This window comes from Aeromonas lusitana, assembly GCF_002812985.1.
In the GTDB taxonomy this organism is placed as follows: Bacteria; Pseudomonadota; Gammaproteobacteria; order Enterobacterales; family Aeromonadaceae; genus Aeromonas; species Aeromonas lusitana.
This window is the reverse complement of the sequence record NZ_PGCP01000003.1, coordinates 339,158-359,234: the sequence shown is the minus strand read 5'-3', so window position 1 is coordinate 359,234 and position 20,077 is coordinate 339,158. Positions and strand designations below refer to the sequence as shown.

Sequence of the window (20,077 nt, the reverse complement as noted above, 5' to 3'; positions counted from 1 at the left end):
CGAAGTAGGTCCACTGTACGGCTTCTTTGGCGGTCTTGGCCGGTACAGAGATGTCGCAGCCATATTTGGCAGCCATCACCTTCATCTGGGCCAGGGCACGGTGCTGCTCGGAGATCTCTTCGCGCAGACGGATGGTGGCTTCCAGGTTGACACCGTTTTCCAGATCAGCCTGCAGGGACTTGAACTGGGCCAGTTTGTCGGCCATCAGGAAGTCGATACCGTACAGGGCAACACGGCGGTAGTCACCGATGATACGGCCACGGCCGTAGGCATCCGGCAGACCGGTAATGACGCCAGACTTACGGCAGTTCAGGATGTCCTTGGTGTAGACATCGAACACGCCCTGGTTGTGGGTCTTGCGGTACTCGGTGAAGATCTTCTCGACCATGGGGTCAAGTTGGCGGCCGTAGACTTCGCAGGAAGTCTTGACCATCTTGATACCGCCGTTGGCGATGATGGCGCGCTTGAGCGGCTTGTCAGTCTGCAGACCAACGATTTGCTCCAGGCTCTGGTCGATATAGCCGGCATCGTGAGCGGTAATGGTGGAGGGCAGGTCAGTATCAAAATCGACCGGCGCGTGAGTGCGGTTCTCGATCTTGATGCCTTCCATGACCTTGTCCCACAGCTTGGCGGTAGCTTCGGTCGCACCAGCCAGGAAGGACTCGTCACCTTCATACGGGGTGTAGTTCTTCTGGATGAAATCACGGGTGTTGACAGAGGTCTGCCATTCACCGGCTGCGAAGCCTTCCCATGCTTTTTGGAACTGTTCGTTAAGTTCTGCCATTTTCATTACCTCTCAAGGTATTTATGTGTCTGTCGCCGTCCTTAATGATGGCGACGGAAGATAAACCAGTAAGTCAAGCCAACCATCACGCCACCACCAATGATATTACCTATGGTGACCGGGATGAGGTTGTGTAGAACGAAGTTGGATACGGTCAGGTCGGCGAAGCTTGCCGGGTCCTGGCCGATGGCCTGCCAGAATTCCGGACCTGCGACGCTGTGGATAGCGATGCCAACCGGGATCATAAACATGTTTGCGATGCTGTGCTCAAAACCGGAGGCCACGAACATGGCGACGGGGAGCAGCATGACCATCACCTTGTCGGTGGCACTGCGGGCGCCGAACGCCATCCACACGGCGAGACACACCATGAGGTTGCAGAGAATACCGAGGGCAACGGCCTCGAAGAAGCTGTGGTGGATCTTGTGCTGGGCGACGTTGAGGGCGTTGAGACCCCATTGGCCGTTGGCGGCCGTGTACTCGGCGGACATGATGATGAGCGCCACCATGATGAGGCCGCCAATCAGGTTACCGAAGTAGACCAGGCCCCAGTTCTTGAACAGCTGAGCCCAGCTGATGCGATTGGCCGCCTTGGCCACCAGGGTCAGGGTGGTGGAGGTGAACAGCTCGGCACCGAGCAGCACGCAGAGGATGAGGCCGAGGGAGAAGCACAGACCGCCGACTAACTTGGACATGCCCCAGGACATGCCGCTGCTGCCGGTGGTGACAGTGATATAAAAGATGAACGCGATGGCGATGAAGGCGCCAGCTGTGATGGCCAGGGGGATGACCTTGTATGCAGGCTTGGTGGCCTTGGCATAAGTAATGTCTTCGGCCAGGGCGGCGATGGCTTCGGGCTTCAGACAATCAAAGGGAGATTCAGCTTTCAATTCTCATGTACCTGCATATTTTGCCTGTGGAAATCATAACAAAGGGGCAGATCGCCAAAATTGACTCGGATCAAGAATTACATATTGTGAATGTAATTTTACTACAGAAAAATGACCCCGCTGGCAGCTTGACTTTACACGCGATTTCAGGTGAAACAGAAATGGTGTCGTGATTAAGTTTATGATTTAAAACAGTTTATAATTATTTTTGGTAAAAATATATCGGCAAGATATGTTTGCAGCAACGCAGCACATACCGGGCCCCGTTAACAACCCCCTTAGGGGTATTTTTTGTTTTTTATTTCATCCCTGAATAACAAACAGCCCAAAGCGTAGACCATAAAACAGAAGGGGCCATCAGGCCCCTTCATTACATTACCACATCAGGCCCAGGAATGGGCTCGTTTGGCCTTCTGTAGCTTCTCATAGGCGGCCAGCAGCTTCTGGTGCAGCGGGAACTGGGACAGGGACAGATCCGCTGCCGCCAGGCCGTGGAAGCGCGCCTCGCCACTGGCGTGGGCCCAGGCCTCGGCCAGCGCCGCTTCCCCGAACATGCGGGCGAACACCGGGCGGTACTGCTCGGGATCGCGCTCCTCGTCCAGGAACAGCTCGACGCAGGCACGCAGGGCGCGGTAGTAGTTGGCGCGATCGCTTGGGAACACAGACTGGTTGAACTCCATGGTCCAGTCGATGAGATCCAGCGCGCTTTCCAGCTCGCCTGCGGCCAGTGCCAGCATGGCCTTGAGCTCACCGACCCGCAGGGTATGCAGGGCCGTGCCCTTGGCGGCGGCGATGCCGAGCAGCTCGCGCACCCGGGTACGCTCGTCGTGGCCCTCTTCATCGAGCTGATCGAACAGCGCCATGTATTGCTCGGCATCCCACTCCAGGGACGGCAGCGCCAGGATCACTTCCCGCAGGTGTGCGCCCATGGTGTTGTTGGCCAGCAGCAGATCCTCGACCGGATAGATGTCGGACATGCCGGGCACCAGGATGCGACAGGCGTAGACGCCAAGGTGCTCGTAATCGGCGATGTAGACCGGCTGCTCCAGCTCGTGGAAGATGCCGATCAGGTGATCGAACTCTTCCTGGGAGGTGCCACGGAAGTCCCAATCGGCGAACTCGAAGTCCGCATCCTGCTTGAACAGATCCCAGCTGATGAGGCCGGAGGAGTCGATGAAGTGGGTCTCCAGGTTGTGGTGATCCGCCACCTGCTCGTTGTCAAACGAGGGCGGTACGAACACGTCCAGATCTTTCAGGCCACGGCCCTGCAGCAGCTCGGTGACGGTGCGCTCGAACGCCACTTCGAAGCGCGGGTGGGCGCCGAAGGAAGCAAAGCAGGTGCCGTTGCTCGGGTTGAGCAGCACCACGCAGATGACGGGGTAACGACCGCCCAAGGAGGCATCGAAGCTGTAGATGGGGAAGCCTTCGGCCTCGAGCGCCGCGATGGAGGCGGCGATGCCGGGGTAGCGGGCGATCACCTCGGTCGGGATCTCCGGCAGGCTGATGGCCTCGGCGATGATCTTGTTCTTCACGTGGCGCTCGAACACCTCGGACAGCCCCTGGGTGCGGGCCTCGGTCTTGGTGTTGCCGGCGCTCATGCCGTTGGAGACATAGAGGTTGCCGATGATGTTCATCGGGATATAGACGGTCTGGTGATCGGACTGGCGCTCGAACGGCAGCGCGACGATGCCGCGGCCCTCGTTGCCCGATTGCAGATCTACCAGCATGTCGGCGGTCACTTCCCCGTCCGGGTTGTAGAACTTGCGGGTGAAGCTGTCGAGCAGGCCGGCGGGCAGCTGATCCCCCTCGATGGGGAACCACTTCTCGTTCGGATAGTGAACGAAGTCACCGTTCGCTACCTGTTCGCCCAGATAGAAGTCGGCAAAGAAGTAGTTGGTGGAGAGACGCTCGAAGTATTCGCCGAGGGCGGAGGCGAGCGCCGCCTTCTTGCTGGCACCCTTGCCGTTGGTGAAGCAGAGGGCGCACTCCTTGTCGCGGATATGCACGGACCAGACGTTGGGCACGGGGTTGAGCCAGGAGGCTTCCTCGATATCAAACCCCAGGGCTTGCAGCTTGGTCTGGAAGCGTTCGATGGAGTCTTCCAGCGCCGCGTCCTTGCCGGGAATAAAGGTGTGGTCGGTCATCACAATATCCTGATTTTATTGACTCATGTTAGGCCGCAGATAATAGCATGAGTCGGCGGGGACGCGGCGAGGACAATCCCACTCCAGGGGCGCTGCAGAGTGCCATCGGCGCCCGATATGCCCCTTCTTCATTAGTTTCTCTAAACAATATTAAGAAAAAGTAGTTTTTTTTATGGCCCGTTAATGGCCATGATGTGGCCCTCTTGCTTCGGGAGGTGAGAAGCGGTGCGCACTGGTGCGGGTCGCCCTTCATGATTGCCTGCCATGAGCCCATTTATCGGGAGTTGCTATGCCATTGATGACACCACAGATCGCACCCGGCGTGACCGCCCTGGCACCGGGATTTCGGGCCCTGAGCATTCTGGTCGACGGGGCCCCCATCGTCGATGCCGAGGTCGGCAGCCGGGCGCTGGCGCGGGCCTGCCAGTCGATCGCATCGGGAGAAGCTCCCTGGGCGCAGGATCACCTCGATGCCTGGGACCAGGTGTTCAAGCGCTTCGGCGCCAAGCCCCAGCGTTTTCCCTGCTCGGCCCAGGCCCTGCGCAAACGGGTGCAACGGGACGGCGCGCTGCCCTGCATCGATCCCGTGGTGGATCTCTACAATGCCATCAGCATCGAGTACGCCATCCCGGTGGGCGGCGAAGATCTCACCGCCTATGAGGGGGCGCCGCGCCTCATCGTCGCCGATGGCAGCGAGCTGTTCGATACCATGAAAGAAGGCGAGCCCGCCCATGAGAGTCCGGAGCCCGGCGAAGTGGTGTGGCGCGATGACAAGGGGGTGACCTGCCGGCGCTGGAACTGGCGCCAGGGGATCAGAACCCGGCTCAGTGCAGAGTCCGGCCAGATGTGGTTCATCCTGGAGAGCCTGCCGCCAATGCCGCTCTCGGCGCTGCAGGAGGCCGGCGATCGGTTGATCGAGGGATTGAAGCAGATGATGCCGGAGGCCCGCATCGAGCATGAGCTGATCGGCTGCCTGACGGAGGCATAAGGCTGGCCGAGCCGTAACAAGGTAACAGGCGTAATAAAGGCAAGCAGAAGATGGTCACCCTGGGTGGCCATTTTTATGCGCGCGGGTTTCGGATGACAGGGCAGAGCTGCGAGCGCCGACTCATTGATTAATACAGGAACAGGGCAGCGAAAGATGCTGCCTTATATCTGTCCTGCAGACAAAACGGGATGAAAAATCGCACCAGGCAGTGAGATGTCGGCATGGATCTGTGCCGCTCGGCATGGGTCAGCACAGGGGTCACAGGGATGGGGCAGGGGATCGGTCAGTCCGATCCCCTTTTTAGTGCCTAGCCAATAAACTTCAGCCCCAGGATGCCGCCAATGATCAGCATCAGGCAGAGCACCCGCGCCAGGGTGGCGGGCTCGTTGAACAGCCAGATCCCCATCAGCACTGTGCCGACGGCGCCTATGCCGGTCCAGACCGCGTAGGCGGTGCCAAGGGGCAGCTGTTTGACCGCCATGGCGAGCAAGAACACGCTCACCCCCATGGCAGAGAGGGTCAGCAGGGTGGGGAGGGGACGGCTGAAGCCGTCGGTATATTTGAGGCCTATGGCCCAGGCGACCTCGAACAGGCCGGCCAGTAGCAGGAGTAACCAGGGCATGGTGAATTCCAGCGGGGCAGGGTCGTCCCTGCGAGAGGAGGAGCCCCGGGGTCGTCCCCGAGGGGCGGCAGGGCCGCCAAGTCGCGTTTATCATGCCCCAAAGGGGGCCTGGCTGCCAAGGGACGTCAGCGGCGGGGGCGCGGCGCTGGATATTGCGGCAATCGACACAGAATATTGCGCAATTCGACTTGCGCCCGCCGTGACAATCCGTAATGTGGACAGACGCATACGTGCAACACTCTTCTTGTGATCCATTTGTAAACGGACCCCGCGTCCGGCAAGGGGTTACGACGTTTTAAACACAGTTTCTATAGCAGCTATCCAGGGTAGGACATTATGAAAAAAGTAGGTTTGGTCGGTTGGCGTGGCATGGTGGGTTCGGTGCTGATGAGCCGGATGCAGGAAGAGAAAGACTTTGCCCGCATTCAGCCCACCTTCTTCACCACCTCCCAGGCCGGTGAGGCCGCTCCCAACTTCGGCGTCGATGCCGGTACCTTGCAGGACGCCTTCGACATCGATGCGCTGGCCGCGCAGGAGATCATCATCACAGCCCAGGGCGGCGACTACACCAAGGATGTCTACCCACGCCTGCTGGCCGCCGGCTGGAAGGGCTACTGGATCGATGCCGCCTCCTCCCTGCGCATGGACAAGGACGCCGTCATCATCCTGGATCCGGTCAACGGTGACGTCATCGAGCAGGCCCTGAACAAGGGCATCAAGACCTTCGTCGGTGGCAACTGCACCGTCAGCCTGATGCTGCTGGCCCTCGGCGGCCTGTTCAAGGCCGACCTGGTGGAGTGGGTGAGCGTGGCCACCTATCAGGCTGCTTCCGGTGGCGGTGCCCGCCATATGCGCGAGCTGGTCACCCAGATGGGTCTGCTGCGCGACGAAGTGGCGGTGGAGCTGGCGGATCCCGCCTCCGCCATCCTCGACATCGAGCGCAAGATCACCGAGAAGACCCGTTCCGGTACCCTGCCGGTGGACAACTTCGGCGTGCCGCTGGCCGGCGGTCTCATCCCCTGGATCGACACCAAGCTCGACAACGGTCAGAGCCGTGAGGAGTGGAAGGGCCAGGCGGAGACCAACAAGATCCTCGGCATTGAAGACGCCGCCATCCCGGTGGATGGTCTGTGCGTGCGGATCGGCGCCCTGCGCTGCCACAGCCAGGCCTTCACCATCAAGCTCAAAAAAGACGTGCCGCTGGCCGAGATCGAGGCGCTGATCGCCGCCCACAACGACTGGGTGAAAGTGATCCCGAACGATCGCGACATCACCGCCCGCGAGCTGACCCCGGCCGCCGTCACCGGCACCCTCAGCATCCCGGTGGGGCGTCTGCGCAAGCTCAACATGGGCCCGGAATACCTGGCCGCCTTCACCGTGGGCGATCAGCTGCTGTGGGGCGCCGCCGAGCCCCTGCGCCGCATGCTGAACATCCTGCTGGCGCGCTGATAGGTAACGACGCCGTACATGCAAGAAGGAAGGCCAGGCCTTCCTTCTTCGGGAGCTACGCCCAATAAAAAACGGCAGCCTTGCGGCGTGCCGTTTTTTAATTTATCCAGTTTGACTCTTACATGTTCTGTGCTTCGTTTGGCACGATGACAGAGGCGTGATTTCCTTTCGGCCCCTGCTGCAGTTCAAAGTTGACTGCCTGACCTGCTTTCAAGGTCTTGTAACCTTCCATTTGTATCGTGGAGTAGTGAGCGAAGATATCTTCACCACCGCCTTCCGGACAGATAAACCCAAATCCTTTTGCGTTGTTGAACCACTTGACTGTTCCGGTTGCCATACATCTACATCCTTTTATTGATTACCCTGAAGTCGTTGAGTAACCTGCGCCAGCCTTATATAACTAGAGCATCAGCCCATAGCAGACGGGCGCCGATTAGCAAGTAACCAATCTAGTCCAACTTTTGAGCGAGTCAAGAAGTTGTTAACAACCGATGTGATCTGGTTAACAAGTCTATTGACAATCTTCGACGAGACGGTAGTAATCTAGAGGTACCAAAGCGCAATTATGAGCAAGCAGAAAGAACTCTTTGCTAATGAAGAGATTGCACAAGCAGAGAAAACGAAGCTGCAACCGCCACCCATGTACAAGGTCGTGCTGAACAACGATGACTACACGCCCATGGAGTTCGTGGTGGAGGTGCTGCAAAGGTTCTTTGGTATGGACTTGGACAAGGCGACTCAGGTCATGCTGAGTGTGCATTATAGTGGTAAGGGAGTCTGCGGCACTTTTACTGCCGAGATTGCCGAAACCAAGGTGGTCCAGGTAAACACCTACGCACGTAACAACGAACATCCACTGCTATGTACCATGGAAAAGGCTTGAATCTGATGACTTGATGGCGATGACGACACCACATTGTTGCTGTACTGAGGGGAGGTGCCTATGTTGAACAAAGATCTAGAAAAGACGCTGAACGAGGCTTTCAAACTGGCCCGTGACGAGCGCCACGAATTCATGACCGTCGAGCACCTGTTGTTAGCCCTGCTGGATAACAGCTCAGCCCATGAGGCGCTGAGTTCGTGTGGTGCGGATGTGGAGCTGATGCGCAAGGAGATCCGCGCATTCATCAATCAAACGACCCCGCTCATCCCCCGCGATGACGAAGACCGCGAAACCCAACCGACCCTAGGCTTCCAGCGCGTGCTGCAACGGGCCGTGTTCCATGTCCAGTCCTCCGGCAATACCGAGGTGAGCGGCGCCAACGTGTTGGTCGCCATCTTCAGCGAGCAGGAGTCCCAGGCTGCCTATTTCCTGAAGAAAGCCGAAGTCAGCCGGCTGGATGTGGTGAATTTCCTGTCCCACGGCGTGCGCAAAGACAGCAAGCCCGAGAGCGGTGGCAACAACGCCGAATCGGACGATGATGTCTCTTCTGCCCAGATAGAGAGCTTTGCCACCAACCTCAACCAGCTGGTGCTGGAGGGGCGCATCGATCCGCTCATCGGTCGGGATCAGGAGCTGAGCCGCACCATCCAGGTGCTGTGCCGCCGTCGCAAGAACAACCCGCTGCTGGTGGGGGAGGCCGGTGTCGGCAAGACCGCTATCGCCGAGGGGCTGGCCTATCGCATAGTCAAGGGCGACGTGCCCGAGGTCATCGCGAACAGCACCATCTATTCACTGGACATGGGTTCCCTGCTGGCGGGCACCAAGTACCGTGGCGATTTCGAGAAGCGCCTCAAGGTGCTGCTCAAGCAGATCGAGCGCCAGGAAGGGGCCATCCTGTTCATCGACGAGATCCACACCATCATAGGTGCGGGAGCCGCCTCCGGTGGCCAGCTGGATGCGGCCAACCTCATCAAGCCGCTGCTCTCCAACGGGCTGCTGCGCTGCGTCGGCTCCACCACCTATCAGGAATATTCCCAGATCTTCGAGAAAGACAGGGCGCTGGCGCGTCGCTTCCAGAAGATCGACATCGTCGAGCCGAGCGTGGATGACACCACTCGCATCCTGATGGGGCTCAAGAGCCGTTATGAGTCTCACCATGGCGTGCGTTATACCGTCAAGGCGATCCGGGCTGCGGTGGAGCTCTCGGCCAAATACATCAACGACCGCCATCTGCCGGACAAGGCCATCGACGTGATCGATGAGGCCGGGGCGGGGCAGCGACTGCTGCCAGCGAGCAAGCGTAAAAAAGTGATCAATGTGCCGGAAATTGAGGCCATCGTCGCCAAGATTGCCCGCATCCCGGAGAAATCTGTCTCTTCCTCCGACAAGGAGGTGCTGAAGAACCTGGAGCGCAATCTCAAGATGGTGGTGTTTGGCCAGGACAAGGCCATTACCGTGCTGACCGACGCCATCCGTCTGTCACGCTCCGGCCTTGGCAATGAGCGCAGACCTGTGGGTTGCTTCCTGTTTGCCGGCCCGACCGGGGTGGGCAAGACAGAGGTCACCCAGCAGCTTGGCAAGGCGCTCGGGGTTGAGGTGCTGCGCTTTGACATGTCCGAGTACATGGAGCGTCATACCGTCTCCCGCCTGATCGGAGCGCCTCCCGGCTATGTGGGTTTCGAGCAAGGCGGCCTCTTGACCGATTCCGTGCTCAAGCACCCCCATTCCGTGGTGCTGCTGGATGAGATCGAGAAGGCGCACCCGGATGTGTTCAACCTGCTGCTGCAGGTGATGGACAACGGTACCCTGACCGATAACAACGGCCGCAAGGCGGATTTCCGTAACGTTATCCTGGTGATGACCACTAACGCCGGCGTGCAGGAGACCCAGCGCAAGTCCATCGGCTTCCAGCAGCAGGACATGAGCCACGACGCCATGGCGGTGATCAACAAGACCTTCAGCCCGGAATTTCGCAACCGGCTCGATCACACTATCTGGTTCAACCATCTGGATATGCAGGTGATCCACCAGGTGGTCGACAAGTTCATCGTCGAACTGCAGGTACAACTGGACGCCAAGGGGGTGTCGCTCGAGATCTCCGAAGAGGCGCGTCACTGGTTGGCCGAGAAGGGATACGATCGGGCTATGGGTGCAAGACCCATGGGACGGGTCATTCAGGAACATCTCAAGAAGCCTTTGGCTAATGAGATCCTGTTTGGTTCACTGGTGGACGGCGGGGTAGTGCGGGTTGAGTTGGTAAATAACAGCCTCAGCTTTGATTTTCAGGTCAATGTTGAAGCTGTCTCTCACTAAGCCTGACGAGTGCTGGAAATGACAAAAAACCCCAACCGCGAGGCTGGGGTTTTTTGCTGAATTCCTGGCTTAGCGAGAGCGGAAAACAATACGTCCCTTGGAGAGATCGTACGGAGTCAGAGCCACCGTTACTTTGTCCCCAGTCAGGATACGGATGTAGTTTTTGCGCATCTTGCCGGAAATATGAGCGATAACCACGTGACCATTTTCCAGTTCCACACGGAACATGGTATTGGGCAAGGTTTCGAGAATGGTACCCTGCATCTCAATACTGTCTTCTTTAGCCATTGAATCCTCTTGATAAGCCACAACAAAAAACCGCTGGATCATGCCGGATTTAAGGCTATGTGTAAAGTTTACTCGGGCTTGGAGTCGATTTTTTTCCATTCCCCCTGCACCAGCAGCTCGTGGGGCAGGTACTGGCGCTTGTAATTCATCTTGCGGCAGGCCTCCACCAGATAGCCCAGATACAACCAGCTGCGACCCGTGCGTTTGGCAAGTTCCAACTGACTCAGAATGGCGAAGGTGCCGAGGGAGCGATCCGCATAGTCAGGATCGAAGAAGGTGTACATGGCGCTCAGGGAGTGGGGCAGCAGATCCGTGGTGGCGACCCCGATGAGGCGGCCCTCTTTGCGCATCTCCAGATAGAGCGGCGGCATCCAGTCACAGTGCAGGAATCCCTTGTACTGGGTGCGGCTCGGCGGATACATGCTGCCATCGCGGTGGCGCTCGCGAATGTAGCGCTCGTAGAGCTGGTAATATTCCGGCTTGTCATCGTAGCTCAGCACCAGCTCGAGATCCCGGTTCAACTGGCGAATGCGCTTTTGGCCACGGCTTGGCATGAAGCGCTCGCTGTGGATGCGCAGGGATTGGCAGGCGCTGCAAGCGGGGCAGTGGGGGCGGTAGATATCGTTGCCGCTGCGCCGAAAGCCCGCCGTCAGCAACCGCTCGTAGCCGGCCGCGTTGAGCAGTTCATGATCCATCAGTACCAGCAACTGCTCCTGCTCATGGCCGAGGTAACTGCACGGATGCTTGGGGGTCAGCCCGACTTTCAGGATCACTTCTTCGGTCATAGGCTGATACTCCTAGGCTGCCAGCAACCATCCTGCAATGGCTGCTGGCTCAGGGTTGCCAGGGTGGCCAGAAACCGGCTTCTGGGCCACTGCTGAATGCCCAGGGTGGCCAGGAAGTCGTTTTGCATCTGGCAGTCGATGAGGGCGCCGCCATGGCGATGGAAGTGACGGCAGAGCGCCACCATGGCCAGTTTGGCACCGTTATCGATGCGGCTGAACATGGACTCGCCGCAGAAGACGCGGCCGAGGGAGAGACCGTAGAGCCCAGCCTGCAGCTGGCCATCCTGCCAGACTTCGATGGAGTGGGCGTGGCCGAGGCGATGAAGTTGCTGATAGGCGTCGATCATGGGCGTACTGATCCAGGTTCCACTGGCACTGCGACGGGGTGCGGCGCAGGCCGCTATCACCTCATTAAAGGCGCGATCGATGGAAATATCGAATGAGCTGCCACGGATAAATTTGTGCAGGCTGCGACCTATATGCAGCTGGTCGGGTTCGACCACGCCCCTCGGGTCCGGTGACCACCACAGCAGGGGCTGATGGGGCTCATTCCAAGGGAAGATCCCCCTGTGATAAGCTGCCAGCAGACGTTCAGGGGAGAGATCCCCTCCGATGGCCAGCAGGCCGTTGGGTTCTTCCAGCGCATGGCTGGGGGCGGGGAACCAGCACAGCTCATCATCCAGTTGGGTAAGATAGCGAGACATAAGACAGAGGTTCATAGATGAAGGCCATTATCCTGATAGTATCCAGCTTGCTTGGCTTTGTCACGGCGCCCGCCTGGGCCGCGCCCTATGAGCGCAACACGGCGCGCCCCGTGGATCAGGTGGTGTTTGGCCAGGTAGATACGGTGCGCAACATCACCCAGCGTCAGATTGTGGAGTCCGAACACAGTGGCTGGAAAACCCTGGGGGGCGCCGTATTGGGTGGGCTGCTTGGCAACCAGTTTGGCGGCGGCCATGGCCGTGAAATTGCCACCGCAGTGGGGGCACTCGCCGGGGCGGCGGCGGCGCAGCACTACCAGTCGGGTGGCAGCGTGGTGGAGAACAAGCTGGTGGAGCTGCTCATTCGCAACGAGCAGGACGGGCTCATCAACGTGATCCAGGATTACGATCCGGCCATGGTGTTTGCCAGTGGCGACAAGGTGCGCATCCTCTACTTCAGCGACGGGGTGCGGGTCGACAAAACCTATTGAAACGGGCGGTAGAGTGCGGAAACGAGAGTGGCAATCGAGGGAAAAAATAGCCCGGCGATGACCTAAAACGGTCAGCCGAGCGGAACTACACGGAATACCTGGGCGAGGCTCGCTCAGGTGTCCTGAGACACTATCTTGTCGCGACCCGTATTCTTCGCCTGATACAGCTGGCGATCCGCTTCGCTCAGTGCCTCGTCCATGGAGAGCCGCCCGACCTTGATGACGCCGAAACTGGCGCGCACGAACAGGGGGACTTCCCGGGACAAGGGTTGCTGGCGCAGCTGCTGGCGCAGCCCTTCCAGCCGCTTGAGCAAGACGGGCACGGTGCAGTGGGGCACCATCAGGGCGAACTCTTCGCCGCCGAAACGGGCGATCATGGCATCGGGGAAGAACTGGGCGAGCAGCCGGGTCAGGTGGCAGAGCAGCTGATCGCCGATGGCATGGCCCCAGTGATCGTTGACCTGCTTGAAGTGATCCACGTCCAGCACACACAGGGCGAGCTGCGTCTGTTGGCGCTGATGCTCCTCAAACCACTTCTGCCCCTCGTTGAACCAGTAGCGCCGGTTGTAGAGCCCGGTCAGGTAGTCGCGATTGGCCGATTCCTGAATGCTGTTGAACTGCTCCAACGCCTCCAGGTTGTGGCTGACCCGGCACTGCAGCTCTTCGGGTTCAAACGGCTGGTTGAGAAAGTCGTTCGCCCCCTGCTTGAGATAACGGGCGGAGAGGCCGTGCTTGTCCGACACCGAGATGCCGATGATGGCGAGCTGCTGCTTGCTGTAGCGCTCGCGCAACATGCGCACCAGGCTGATGCCATCGATCTCCGGCATGTAGTAATCCACCAGTACCAACCGGATGGCCGGGTTCTGCTCCAGGCTTACCAGGGCATCCTTGGCGCAGTTGGCCTCGTGTACCTGCAGCAGCTGCTTGCGCAACTGGGCCATGGTGCGATGGCGGGAGGTGAGGGAGTCATCGACTACCAGCACCTCGATGGCCTGATTGAGGTAGAGGCGATGCACCAGGCTGACGGCGTACTGCAGGGAGTGGCGCGAATCCTTCATCACGTAATCCAGCACCCCGGCCTCGAGCCAGGCTTCCCGCTTGTCCTCGCTGATGTCGGCGGTGAGAATGACCACAGGCAGACCCTGCTCCAGCAACACCTTGACCGCTTCTCCGCTCGGGGCATCCGGCAGGGTGAGATCCACCAAGGCGACCACATACTCCTCTCCCCGGCAGTGACGGGCACCCGCCAGGGTATCGAAGGCATCGATCTCCAGCCCCGTCTGCTGGGCGATGGCCTGGATCAGCATGCGGCGGATCGTCAGGCTATCTTCGACTATCAATATTTTTCGTTTCATCCGGCTCCTTAAAAGAAAAGGGCATGCCCATTGGCATGCCCTTTATATCCTTACGCTTATTGTGCGTCCAGATATCGCTCCGCATCCAGTGCGGCCATGCAGCCGGTGCCGGCCGAGGTGATGGCCTGACGGTAGACATGGTCGGCCACGTCCCCTGCGGCAAACACGCCCGGGATGCTGGTCTGGGTGGCGAAGCCTTCCAGCCCGCCGCGAACCTTGAGGTAGCCATTTTCCATTGCCAGCTGGCCGGCGAAGATCTGGGTGTTGGGTTGGTGACCGATGGCGATAAAGACCCCCATCAGCGGCAGCTCGGAGGTGGAATCGTCGCGGGTGCTGCGCAGGCGCACGCCGGTCACGCCCATCTCGTCGCCCAGCACTTCGTCCAGGGTCTGGTGGGTGTGCAGCACGATATTGCCGCTCGCGACCTTGTCGTGCAGGCGCTTGATCAGGATCTTCTCGGCGCGGAACTCGTCGCGGCGATGAATGAGGTGCACCTTCTTGGCGATGTTGGCCAGATAGAGCGCCTCTTCCACGGCGGTGTTGCCGCCGCCGACCACGGCCACTTCCTGGTTGCGATAGAAGAAGCCGTCGCAGGTGGCGCAGGCGGAGACGCCGCGACCCTTGAACGCCTCTTCGGAGGGCAGGCCCAGGTATTTGGCGGAGGCGCCGGTGGCGATGATCAGTGCATCGCAGCTGTATTCGCCGTTGTCACCCTTGAGGCGGAACGGACGCTGGGTCAGCTCCACTTCATTGATGTGATCAAACAGGATGCGGGTATCGAATTTCTCCGCATGGGCTTGCATGCGCTCCATCAGGGCCGGGCCGGTCAGCCCTTCCGCGTCACCTGGCCAGTTTTCCACTTCGGTGGTGGTGGTCAGCTGACCACCTTGCTGCATGCCGGTGATCAGCAGGGGGGTGAGGTTGGCGCGGGCTGCATAGACGGCCGCGGTGTAACCCGCCGGACCGGATCCCAGGATCAGCAGTTTGCTGTGAGTAACTTGGCTCATGATGTGATTTCCGAGACGTGATGAGTTTGCGCGATTGTAGGTAATTCGTGATCCGGGGTCAAAGGCCAGCGTATCGATTGTGGCAATCGCCCGGCAGAGGAGGGGATGGCATGGTTTTCGCCATAAAAAAACCGCCCATCGCGGGCGGATTTTCACTCATCGGTCTGCCCTTGCGGGATAGGCGATCAGTTCAACAGGGTCAGGGGATCCGTGTAGGCCAGGTTGTGCGCCTCGGCCACTTCCCGGCAGGTCAGCTTGCCGGCCATCACGTTCAGGCCATGCAGCAGATGGGGGTCGCTTAGCAAGGCATTGCGATAACCCTGCTCTGCCAGCCGGATGATGAAGGGTAGGGTGGCATTGTTGAGGGCCACGGTCGAGGTCCGCGCCACGGCGCCCGGCATGTTGGCCACACAATAGTGCACCACGTCATCGACGATGAAGGTCGGGTCCTGGTGGGTGGTGGCGTGGGAGGTTTCCACGCAGCCGCCCTGATCGATGGCCACGTCGACCACGGCCGAGCCCGGCTTCATGCGCGCAATGTGGTCACGGCTGACAAGTTTTGGCGCAGTGGCACCAGGTACCAGCACGCCGCCGATGACCAGGTCGGCAGACAAGATGTGGCGCTCCAGGGTCTCGCGGTTGGAGTAGACCACCTTGGCGGCGCCCTGGAATTCGCTGTCGAGGCGACGCAGGGTGTCGATGTTGTTGTCGAGGATGGTGACGTCCGCACGCAGACCGATGGCCATGCGGGCCGCATTGGAGCCAACCACACCGCCACCTATGATCACCACCTTGGCCGGCTCTACCCCGGGCACGCCACCGAGCAGCACGCCGCTACCACCGCGGGATTTCTCCAGTGCCTGGGCACCGGCTTGAATAGACATGCGTCCGGCCACTTCCGACATGGGGGCCAGCAGGGGCAGGCCACCACGGCCGTCGGTGACGGTTTCGTAGGCGATGCAGACGGCGCCGCTGTCGATGAGATCCCGGGTCTGAGCCAGGTCTGGCGCCAGATGCAGGTAGGTGAACAGGGTCTGACCCGGGCGCAACATGGCGCGTTCGACCGCCTGGGGTTCCTTCACCTTGACGATCATCTCGGCCTTGGCGAAAACATCGGCAGCGGAGGCCAAAATTTCGGCTCCGGCAGCCAGATAATCTGCGTCACTGAAGCCAATGCCACTTCCTGCCCCGCTTTGAACGAAAACAGTATGGTTTCGTGCTGTTAGTTCACGTACACTGGCTGGAACCATGCCTACGCGATATTCATGGTTTTTTATTTCCTTAGGTACACCGATAATCATGCTATCCCTCGTCTATCGATTGGTGGTTTATGTTGCGGTAATGTTAAGCGGCATTTGCGCCTAGTATATTCAGGTATTGACAGGATTTGTGACCATTATTATAAAATGACTGGTGATTCTTACCAAAAAATAGCCAAAGGATGGAATTAAATGATGGAAGCTAAGAGTCGGCTGAAGGATTTGGACAGGATTGACCGCAACATTTTGAACGAACTGCAAAAGGACGGCAGGATTTCGAATGTTGAGTTGTCCAAACGAGTTGGCCTGAGTCCTACACCGTGTCTTGAACGGGTTCGTCGCCTCGAGCGACAAGGTTATATCGAAGGATATGCCGCTATTCTGAACCCTCATTATCTTGACGCGTCCCTGCTGGTATTCGTGGAAATTACCCTGAATCGCGGCGCTCCCGACGTATTTGAGCAGTTCAACAAGGCTGTTCAGGTACTCGAAGAGATCCAGGAGTGCCATCTGGTCTCCGGCGATTTTGACTATCTGCTCAAGACCCGTGTGAGCGACATGTCGGCCTACCGCCGCTTGCTGGGGGAAACCCTGCTGCGTCTGCCCGGCGTCAATGACACTCGCACCTATGTGGTGATGGAAGAAGTCAAACAGAGTAGTCGTCTGGTAATCAGCACCCGTTAAGCCGGGTTATGCTGTGACTTGCAAGTTCAATGACGAGTCACGATAGTCAGAAACGAGCGGCTGGTCCGCTCGTTTCTTCTTATCAGCCTGGTCGTAAACATGGCCCCGCCCTCAGGCACAGGCTGACAATCGGTGGGCTTTTCAGGGATACTAGGCCCCCTATCCCCGCATTACATGTTTTCAGAAAGGAGCCGGAGTTTGGCCGATAAAAAGCTGTTTACTCCTTTATCAGGTACACAACGGATCTTCGAGGCCGTCTTGATCGCCATCACCCTGATGGCTGCCTATCTCTTGCTTGCCCTGTTGACCTATCACCCCGCCGATCCCGGTTGGTCCCAGACCTCCTGGCAGGGGGAGGTGAAGAACCTGGCAGGTAGCGCCGGTGCCTGGCTCGCCGATATCACCATGTTCACCTTTGGTGCCTTCTCTTATCTGGTTCCGCCCCTGGTGGTGCTGCTTGGCTGGAGCCTGTTTTGGCGTCCGAGCAAGCTGCTGGAGGTGGATTATCTGACCCTGTCGGTGCGCATCATAGGGTTCGTGCTGACCGTGCTCGGCATGTCCGCCATCGCCAGCATGAATTTCAACGACTTGCAGAACTTCTCCGCCGGCGGCCTGGTGGGGGATGTCATCGCCTCCGCCGTGGTACCGCTCTTTGGCGGCGTCGGTGCCAACCTGATGCTGCTCTGCTTCGTGGCCACCGGCATTACCCTGTTCACCGGCTGGTCCTGGCTCACTATCGTCGAGCGCATCGGTGCCAGCTGTACCGGCAGCGTCAGCGCCATCTATCACTTCCCCACCACCCTGGGTCGCTGGCTGACCGGTGGCTGGCGTCAGCCTCGCATGGAGGGACCGGATCCCTTGCTGGAAGGGGGCGTGGGCGCCATCGATCTGGATGACGAAGAGGACGAACCGCACAGCAGCTGGACGCGCAACCCCAAGCCCAAGGCTGGTGGCAAGGCGCAAAAGACAAAATCTGACCAATGGCTGCCGGAGCTGGACGAAGATACCTTCCAGTTCGATCCGCAGTTTGATGATGACGAGGACGAGGCCCCCGCACCCAAGGCCAAGCGCGCCGCCAAAGCGCGTCCGCAACAGGTCATGGCAAACGAGGACGAAGACGATCTCGACCTGCCCTGGGCGGACGGTGAGGATGAACCCTCCGCACCCGTGGCCGTGGCACCCAAGGCCAAGCGTCGCCCGCAGCCCAACATGGCACCCTTGCCGAGCCTGGAACTGCTGGACCGTCCCCCTGCCAAGACCCAGATGATGAGCAAGGACGAGCTGGAGCGCATGGGCCGGCTGGTGGAAGCCAAGCTCGCCGATTACAACGTGCAGGCCAAGGTGGTCGGCGTCTATCCAGGCCCCGTCATCACCCGCTTCGAGCTGGATCTCGCCCCTGGCATGAAGGCGAGCAAGATAACCAACCTGTCACGAGATCTGGCACGTTCTCTGTCTGCCAGCAGCGTGCGGGTGGTGGAAGTCATCCCGGGCAAGACCTTCGTCGGCATAGAGTTGCCCAACCGGGTGCGCCAGACCGTTTACCTGCGCGAGACCCTGGATTGCGAAGCCTTCACCGAGAGCCGCAACCCCCTCACCATGGGGCTGGGCCAGGACATCGCCGGGGAACCCGTGGTGGTGAACCTCGCCAAGATGCCGCACCTGCTGGTGGCCGGTACCACGGGCTCGGGCAAGTCGGTGGGGGTGAACACCATGATCATCTCCATGCTCTACAAGTCTTCCCCGGAAGATCTGCGGTTCATCATGATCGACCCCAAGATGCTGGAGCTGTCGGTCTATGAGGGGATCCCCCATCTGCTGACCGAAGTCGTGACCGACATGAAGGACGCGGCCAACGCCCTGCGCTGGTGCGTCGGCGAGATGGAACGCCGCTACAAGCTGATGTCGGCGGTCGGGGTGCGTAACCTCAAGGGTTACAACGACAAGGTGCTGGCCGCGGCCGCCGAAGGTGAGCCCCTGCGGGATCCCTTGTGGCGCCCGGGCGATTCCATGGATCAGATGCCGCCCGAGCTTGAGAAGCTGCCGCACATCGTCGTGGTGGTGGACGAGTTCGCCGACATGATGATGATCGTCGGCAAGAAGGTGGAAGAGCTCATCGCCCGTATCGCCCAGAAGGCGCGGGCCGCCGGTATTCACCTTATCCTCGCGACCCAGCGTCCGTCGGTGGATGTCATCACCGGCCTCATCAAGGCCAACATCCCGACCCGGATCTCGTTCCAGGTGTCGAGCAAGATAGATTCGCGCACCATCTTGGATCAGGGCGGCGCCGAATCCCTGCTCGGCATGGGTGACATGCTCTACATGCCGGCGGGCACCTCCAATCCGACCCGGGTGCACGGCGCCTTCGTCGATGACCACGAGGTACACAAGGTGGTGGCGGACTGGAAACTGCGCGGGGAGCCGGATTACATCGACGAGATCCTCTCCGGTGAATCGGACGGCGAGGGCGGCGGTGGCGACTACGGCAGCAGCGGCGACGAGGAGCTCGACCCGTTGTTCGACGAAGCGGTAGCCTTCGTGGTGGAATCGCGCCGTGGCTCCACCTCCAGCGTGCAGCGCAAGTTCAAGATCGGCTACAACCGGGCGGCTCGTCTCATCGAGCAGATGGAAAACCAGGGCATCGTCAGCTCCCCTGGCGGCAACGGTCAGCGCGACGTGCTGGCCCCGCCACCGGTACGTGATTAAGCCTTCATATCATCCTGGCCATGTCTGCGGACATGGCCTTTTATCTGACCCTCTTCAACGGGAATCGTGATGAAAAAAGCATTATTGATGGGTTCTGTACTGCTGCTGGCCAGTAGCCAGGTGTGGGCCGATACGGCCAGCGATCTCAAGCAGAAGCTGGCGGGCGTGAGCCTCTTCTCCGCCAAGTTTGCCCAGGTGGTCTATGACAGCAAGGGCAAGGAGCTGCAACGGGCCGGCGGGGATCTGCTGGTACAGCGGCCAAACCGCTTCAACTGGCACACCACCACCCCGGACGAGAGCCTGATCGTGGCCGACGGCAAGGATGTCTGGGTCTACGACCCCTTCGTCGAGCAGGTCACCGCCCTCAAGCTCAAAGACGCCGTGCTCAACACCCCCTTCGTGCTGATCGCCGGCAACGACAACGCGCTCTGGAAGAACTATGACGTGACCCAGGAAGGGGACGTCTATACCGTCACCAGCCGCGACCCGAGCGAACTGATCGCCTCCTTCCGCATCACTTTCGATAGGCAGAACAACATCAGCCGCTTCGATGTGAAAGAGGCCCAGGGCCAGTGGAGCGAGTTCACCCTGAGCAGCTTCAACCGCAAGCCGGTGCTCAAGGGCAACGAATTCGTGTTCAAGATCCCCAAGGGGGTCACGCTGGACGACCAACGCTGATGAGCAGGGGCAGGCCGCCACTCGGCGCGTCATCGCACGCTTGCCCGCTGGCG

19 protein-coding genes are annotated in these 20,077 nt (G+C 59.6%); 8 read left to right on the top strand and 11 right to left on the bottom strand.

All coding sequences use genetic code 11. The features are described 5' to 3' along the window. The 3 genes from CUC44_RS03130 to ycaO all read right to left on the bottom strand — a co-directional run. On the bottom strand, positions 1 to 784 hold a 784-nt coding region (locus CUC44_RS03130; RefSeq protein ID WP_279627812.1), incomplete at its 3' end, for a pyruvate formate lyase family protein. A gap of 41 nt (positions 785 to 825) precedes the next feature. Next, the gene (gene focA, locus CUC44_RS03125; protein WP_100858529.1) at positions 826 to 1,674 is read right to left on the bottom strand and encodes a formate transporter FocA; all 849 of its coding nucleotides are present in this window, start codon (positions 1,672 to 1,674) and stop codon (positions 826 to 828) included. Between the two features lie 383 nt (positions 1,675 to 2,057). Beyond that, the gene (ycaO, locus tag CUC44_RS03120; RefSeq protein ID WP_100858528.1) at positions 2,058 to 3,818 is read right to left on the bottom strand and encodes a 30S ribosomal protein S12 methylthiotransferase accessory factor YcaO; all 1,761 of its coding nucleotides are present in this window, start codon (positions 3,816 to 3,818) and stop codon (positions 2,058 to 2,060) included. A gap of 289 nt (positions 3,819 to 4,107) precedes the next feature. Here ycaO and CUC44_RS03115 point away from each other — a divergent pair, with 289 nt between their 5' ends. Then, complete coding sequence (locus tag CUC44_RS03115; RefSeq protein WP_100858527.1) at positions 4,108 to 4,806, top strand: B3/B4 domain-containing protein; 699 nt, start codon at positions 4,108 to 4,110, stop codon at positions 4,804 to 4,806. A 307-nt stretch (positions 4,807 to 5,113) separates the two neighbouring features. Here the strand turns inward: CUC44_RS03115 and sugE are convergent, their stop codons facing one another. Then, positions 5,114 to 5,428: a quaternary ammonium compound efflux SMR transporter SugE gene (sugE, locus tag CUC44_RS03110; protein ID WP_042638709.1), complete on the bottom strand. Its 315-nt coding sequence runs from the start codon at positions 5,426 to 5,428 to the stop codon at positions 5,114 to 5,116. 336 nt (positions 5,429 to 5,764) lie between these two features. Between sugE and asd the strand changes: the two genes are divergently transcribed. Further along, the gene (gene asd, locus CUC44_RS03105; RefSeq protein WP_100858526.1) at positions 5,765 to 6,877 is read left to right on the top strand and encodes an aspartate-semialdehyde dehydrogenase; all 1,113 of its coding nucleotides are present in this window, start codon (positions 5,765 to 5,767) and stop codon (positions 6,875 to 6,877) included. 118 nt (positions 6,878 to 6,995) lie between these two features. Here the strand turns inward: asd and cspD are convergent, their stop codons facing one another. Next, positions 6,996 to 7,214, bottom strand: a complete 219-nt coding sequence (gene cspD / locus CUC44_RS03100) for a cold shock-like protein CspD (RefSeq protein WP_005300025.1) — start codon at positions 7,212 to 7,214, stop codon at positions 6,996 to 6,998. 228 nt (positions 7,215 to 7,442) lie between these two features. Between cspD and clpS the strand changes: the two genes are divergently transcribed. Both clpS and clpA read left to right on the top strand, forming a co-directional pair. Next, positions 7,443 to 7,760, top strand: coding sequence for an ATP-dependent Clp protease adapter ClpS (gene clpS / locus CUC44_RS03095; RefSeq protein ID WP_100858525.1), 318 nt, complete (start codon positions 7,443 to 7,445; stop codon positions 7,758 to 7,760). A 60-nt stretch (positions 7,761 to 7,820) separates the two neighbouring features. After that, positions 7,821 to 10,073 (top strand): ATP-dependent Clp protease ATP-binding subunit ClpA, encoded by a 2,253-nt coding sequence (gene clpA, locus CUC44_RS03090; protein ID WP_100858524.1) that lies wholly within the window; start codon positions 7,821 to 7,823, stop codon positions 10,071 to 10,073. A 69-nt stretch (positions 10,074 to 10,142) separates the two neighbouring features. Here the strand turns inward: clpA and infA are convergent, their stop codons facing one another. From infA to aat, 3 genes are all read right to left on the bottom strand, one after another. Then, positions 10,143 to 10,361 carry a translation initiation factor IF-1 gene (gene infA, locus CUC44_RS03085; RefSeq protein WP_005300033.1) on the bottom strand — a complete coding sequence of 73 codons (219 nt, stop codon included), beginning with the start codon at positions 10,359 to 10,361 and terminating at the stop codon, positions 10,143 to 10,145. 68 nt (positions 10,362 to 10,429) lie between these two features. Beyond that, positions 10,430 to 11,146: an arginyltransferase gene (locus CUC44_RS03080; protein ID WP_100858523.1), complete on the bottom strand. Its 717-nt coding sequence runs from the start codon at positions 11,144 to 11,146 to the stop codon at positions 10,430 to 10,432. Then, positions 11,143 to 11,850 (bottom strand): leucyl/phenylalanyl-tRNA--protein transferase, encoded by a 708-nt coding sequence (gene aat / locus CUC44_RS03075; protein ID WP_100858522.1) that lies wholly within the window; start codon positions 11,848 to 11,850, stop codon positions 11,143 to 11,145. Before aat ends, CUC44_RS03080 begins: the two co-directional genes overlap by 4 nt. 17 nt (positions 11,851 to 11,867) lie before the next feature. Between aat and CUC44_RS03070 the strand changes: the two genes are divergently transcribed. Next, the gene (locus CUC44_RS03070; RefSeq protein ID WP_100858521.1) at positions 11,868 to 12,338 is read left to right on the top strand and encodes an outer membrane lipoprotein; all 471 of its coding nucleotides are present in this window, start codon (positions 11,868 to 11,870) and stop codon (positions 12,336 to 12,338) included. Between the two features lie 113 nt (positions 12,339 to 12,451). Here the strand turns inward: CUC44_RS03070 and CUC44_RS03065 are convergent, their stop codons facing one another. The 3 genes from CUC44_RS03065 to ald all read right to left on the bottom strand — a co-directional run bounded on the left by CUC44_RS03065 (position 12,452) and on the right by ald (position 16,001). After that, on the bottom strand, positions 12,452 to 13,693 hold the full coding sequence (locus tag CUC44_RS03065) for a diguanylate cyclase (RefSeq protein ID WP_100858520.1): 1,242 nt from the start codon (positions 13,691 to 13,693) through the stop codon (positions 12,452 to 12,454). Between the two features lie 56 nt (positions 13,694 to 13,749). Continuing rightward, positions 13,750 to 14,700, bottom strand: coding sequence for a thioredoxin-disulfide reductase (gene trxB / locus CUC44_RS03060; RefSeq protein ID WP_100858519.1), 951 nt, complete (start codon positions 14,698 to 14,700; stop codon positions 13,750 to 13,752). 185 nt (positions 14,701 to 14,885) lie between these two features. Next, positions 14,886 to 16,001 carry an alanine dehydrogenase gene (gene ald, locus CUC44_RS03055; RefSeq protein ID WP_100858518.1) on the bottom strand — a complete coding sequence of 372 codons (1,116 nt, stop codon included), beginning with the start codon at positions 15,999 to 16,001 and terminating at the stop codon, positions 14,886 to 14,888. Positions 16,002 to 16,151: 150 nt separating this feature from the next. On the opposite strand from ald, the gene lrp reads away from it, so the two are divergent. The 3 genes from lrp to lolA all read left to right on the top strand — a co-directional run bounded on the left by lrp (position 16,152) and on the right by lolA (position 20,024). Continuing rightward, positions 16,152 to 16,643: a leucine-responsive transcriptional regulator Lrp gene (gene lrp, locus CUC44_RS03050; protein WP_005300047.1), complete on the top strand. Its 492-nt coding sequence runs from the start codon at positions 16,152 to 16,154 to the stop codon at positions 16,641 to 16,643. A 198-nt stretch (positions 16,644 to 16,841) separates the two neighbouring features. Then, positions 16,842 to 19,346 carry a DNA translocase FtsK gene (locus tag CUC44_RS03045; protein ID WP_100858517.1) on the top strand — a complete coding sequence of 835 codons (2,505 nt, stop codon included), beginning with the start codon at positions 16,842 to 16,844 and terminating at the stop codon, positions 19,344 to 19,346. Between the two features lie 69 nt (positions 19,347 to 19,415). Continuing rightward, positions 19,416 to 20,024 carry an outer membrane lipoprotein periplasmic chaperone LolA gene (gene lolA / locus CUC44_RS03040; protein WP_100858516.1) on the top strand — a complete coding sequence of 203 codons (609 nt, stop codon included), beginning with the start codon at positions 19,416 to 19,418 and terminating at the stop codon, positions 20,022 to 20,024. Positions 20,025 to 20,077: the final 53 nt, after the last annotated feature.

Bases quoted from the DNA above. Each gene is read 5' to 3' on its own strand.
- CUC44_RS03070 (WP_100858521.1), top strand. From the start codon at position 11,868: ATGAAGGCCATTATCCTGATAGTATCCAGCTTGCTTGGCTTTGTCACG.
- cspD (WP_005300025.1), bottom strand. From the start codon at position 7,214: ATGGCAACCGGAACAGTCAAGTGGTTCAACAACGCAAAAGGATTTGGG.
- clpS (WP_100858525.1), top strand. From the start codon at position 7,443: ATGAGCAAGCAGAAAGAACTCTTTGCTAATGAAGAGATTGCACAAGCA.
- lrp (WP_005300047.1), top strand. From the start codon at position 16,152: ATGATGGAAGCTAAGAGTCGGCTGAAGGATTTGGACAGGATTGACCGC.
- aat (WP_100858522.1), bottom strand. From the start codon at position 11,850: ATGTCTCGCTATCTTACCCAACTGGATGATGAGCTGTGCTGGTTCCCC.
- sugE (WP_042638709.1), bottom strand. From the start codon at position 5,428: ATGCCCTGGTTACTCCTGCTACTGGCCGGCCTGTTCGAGGTCGCCTGG.
- ald (WP_100858518.1), bottom strand. From the start codon at position 16,001: ATGATTATCGGTGTACCTAAGGAAATAAAAAACCATGAATATCGCGTA.
- CUC44_RS03080 (WP_100858523.1), bottom strand. From the start codon at position 11,146: ATGACCGAAGAAGTGATCCTGAAAGTCGGGCTGACCCCCAAGCATCCG.
- clpA (WP_100858524.1), top strand. From the start codon at position 7,821: ATGTTGAACAAAGATCTAGAAAAGACGCTGAACGAGGCTTTCAAACTG.
- asd (WP_100858526.1), top strand. From the start codon at position 5,765: ATGAAAAAAGTAGGTTTGGTCGGTTGGCGTGGCATGGTGGGTTCGGTG.
- ycaO (WP_100858528.1), bottom strand. From the start codon at position 3,818: ATGACCGACCACACCTTTATTCCCGGCAAGGACGCGGCGCTGGAAGAC.
- CUC44_RS03115 (WP_100858527.1), top strand. From the start codon at position 4,108: ATGCCATTGATGACACCACAGATCGCACCCGGCGTGACCGCCCTGGCA.
- CUC44_RS03065 (WP_100858520.1), bottom strand. From the start codon at position 13,693: ATGAAACGAAAAATATTGATAGTCGAAGATAGCCTGACGATCCGCCGC.
- trxB (WP_100858519.1), bottom strand. From the start codon at position 14,700: ATGAGCCAAGTTACTCACAGCAAACTGCTGATCCTGGGATCCGGTCCG.
- lolA (WP_100858516.1), top strand. From the start codon at position 19,416: ATGAAAAAAGCATTATTGATGGGTTCTGTACTGCTGCTGGCCAGTAGC.
- infA (WP_005300033.1), bottom strand. From the start codon at position 10,361: ATGGCTAAAGAAGACAGTATTGAGATGCAGGGTACCATTCTCGAAACC.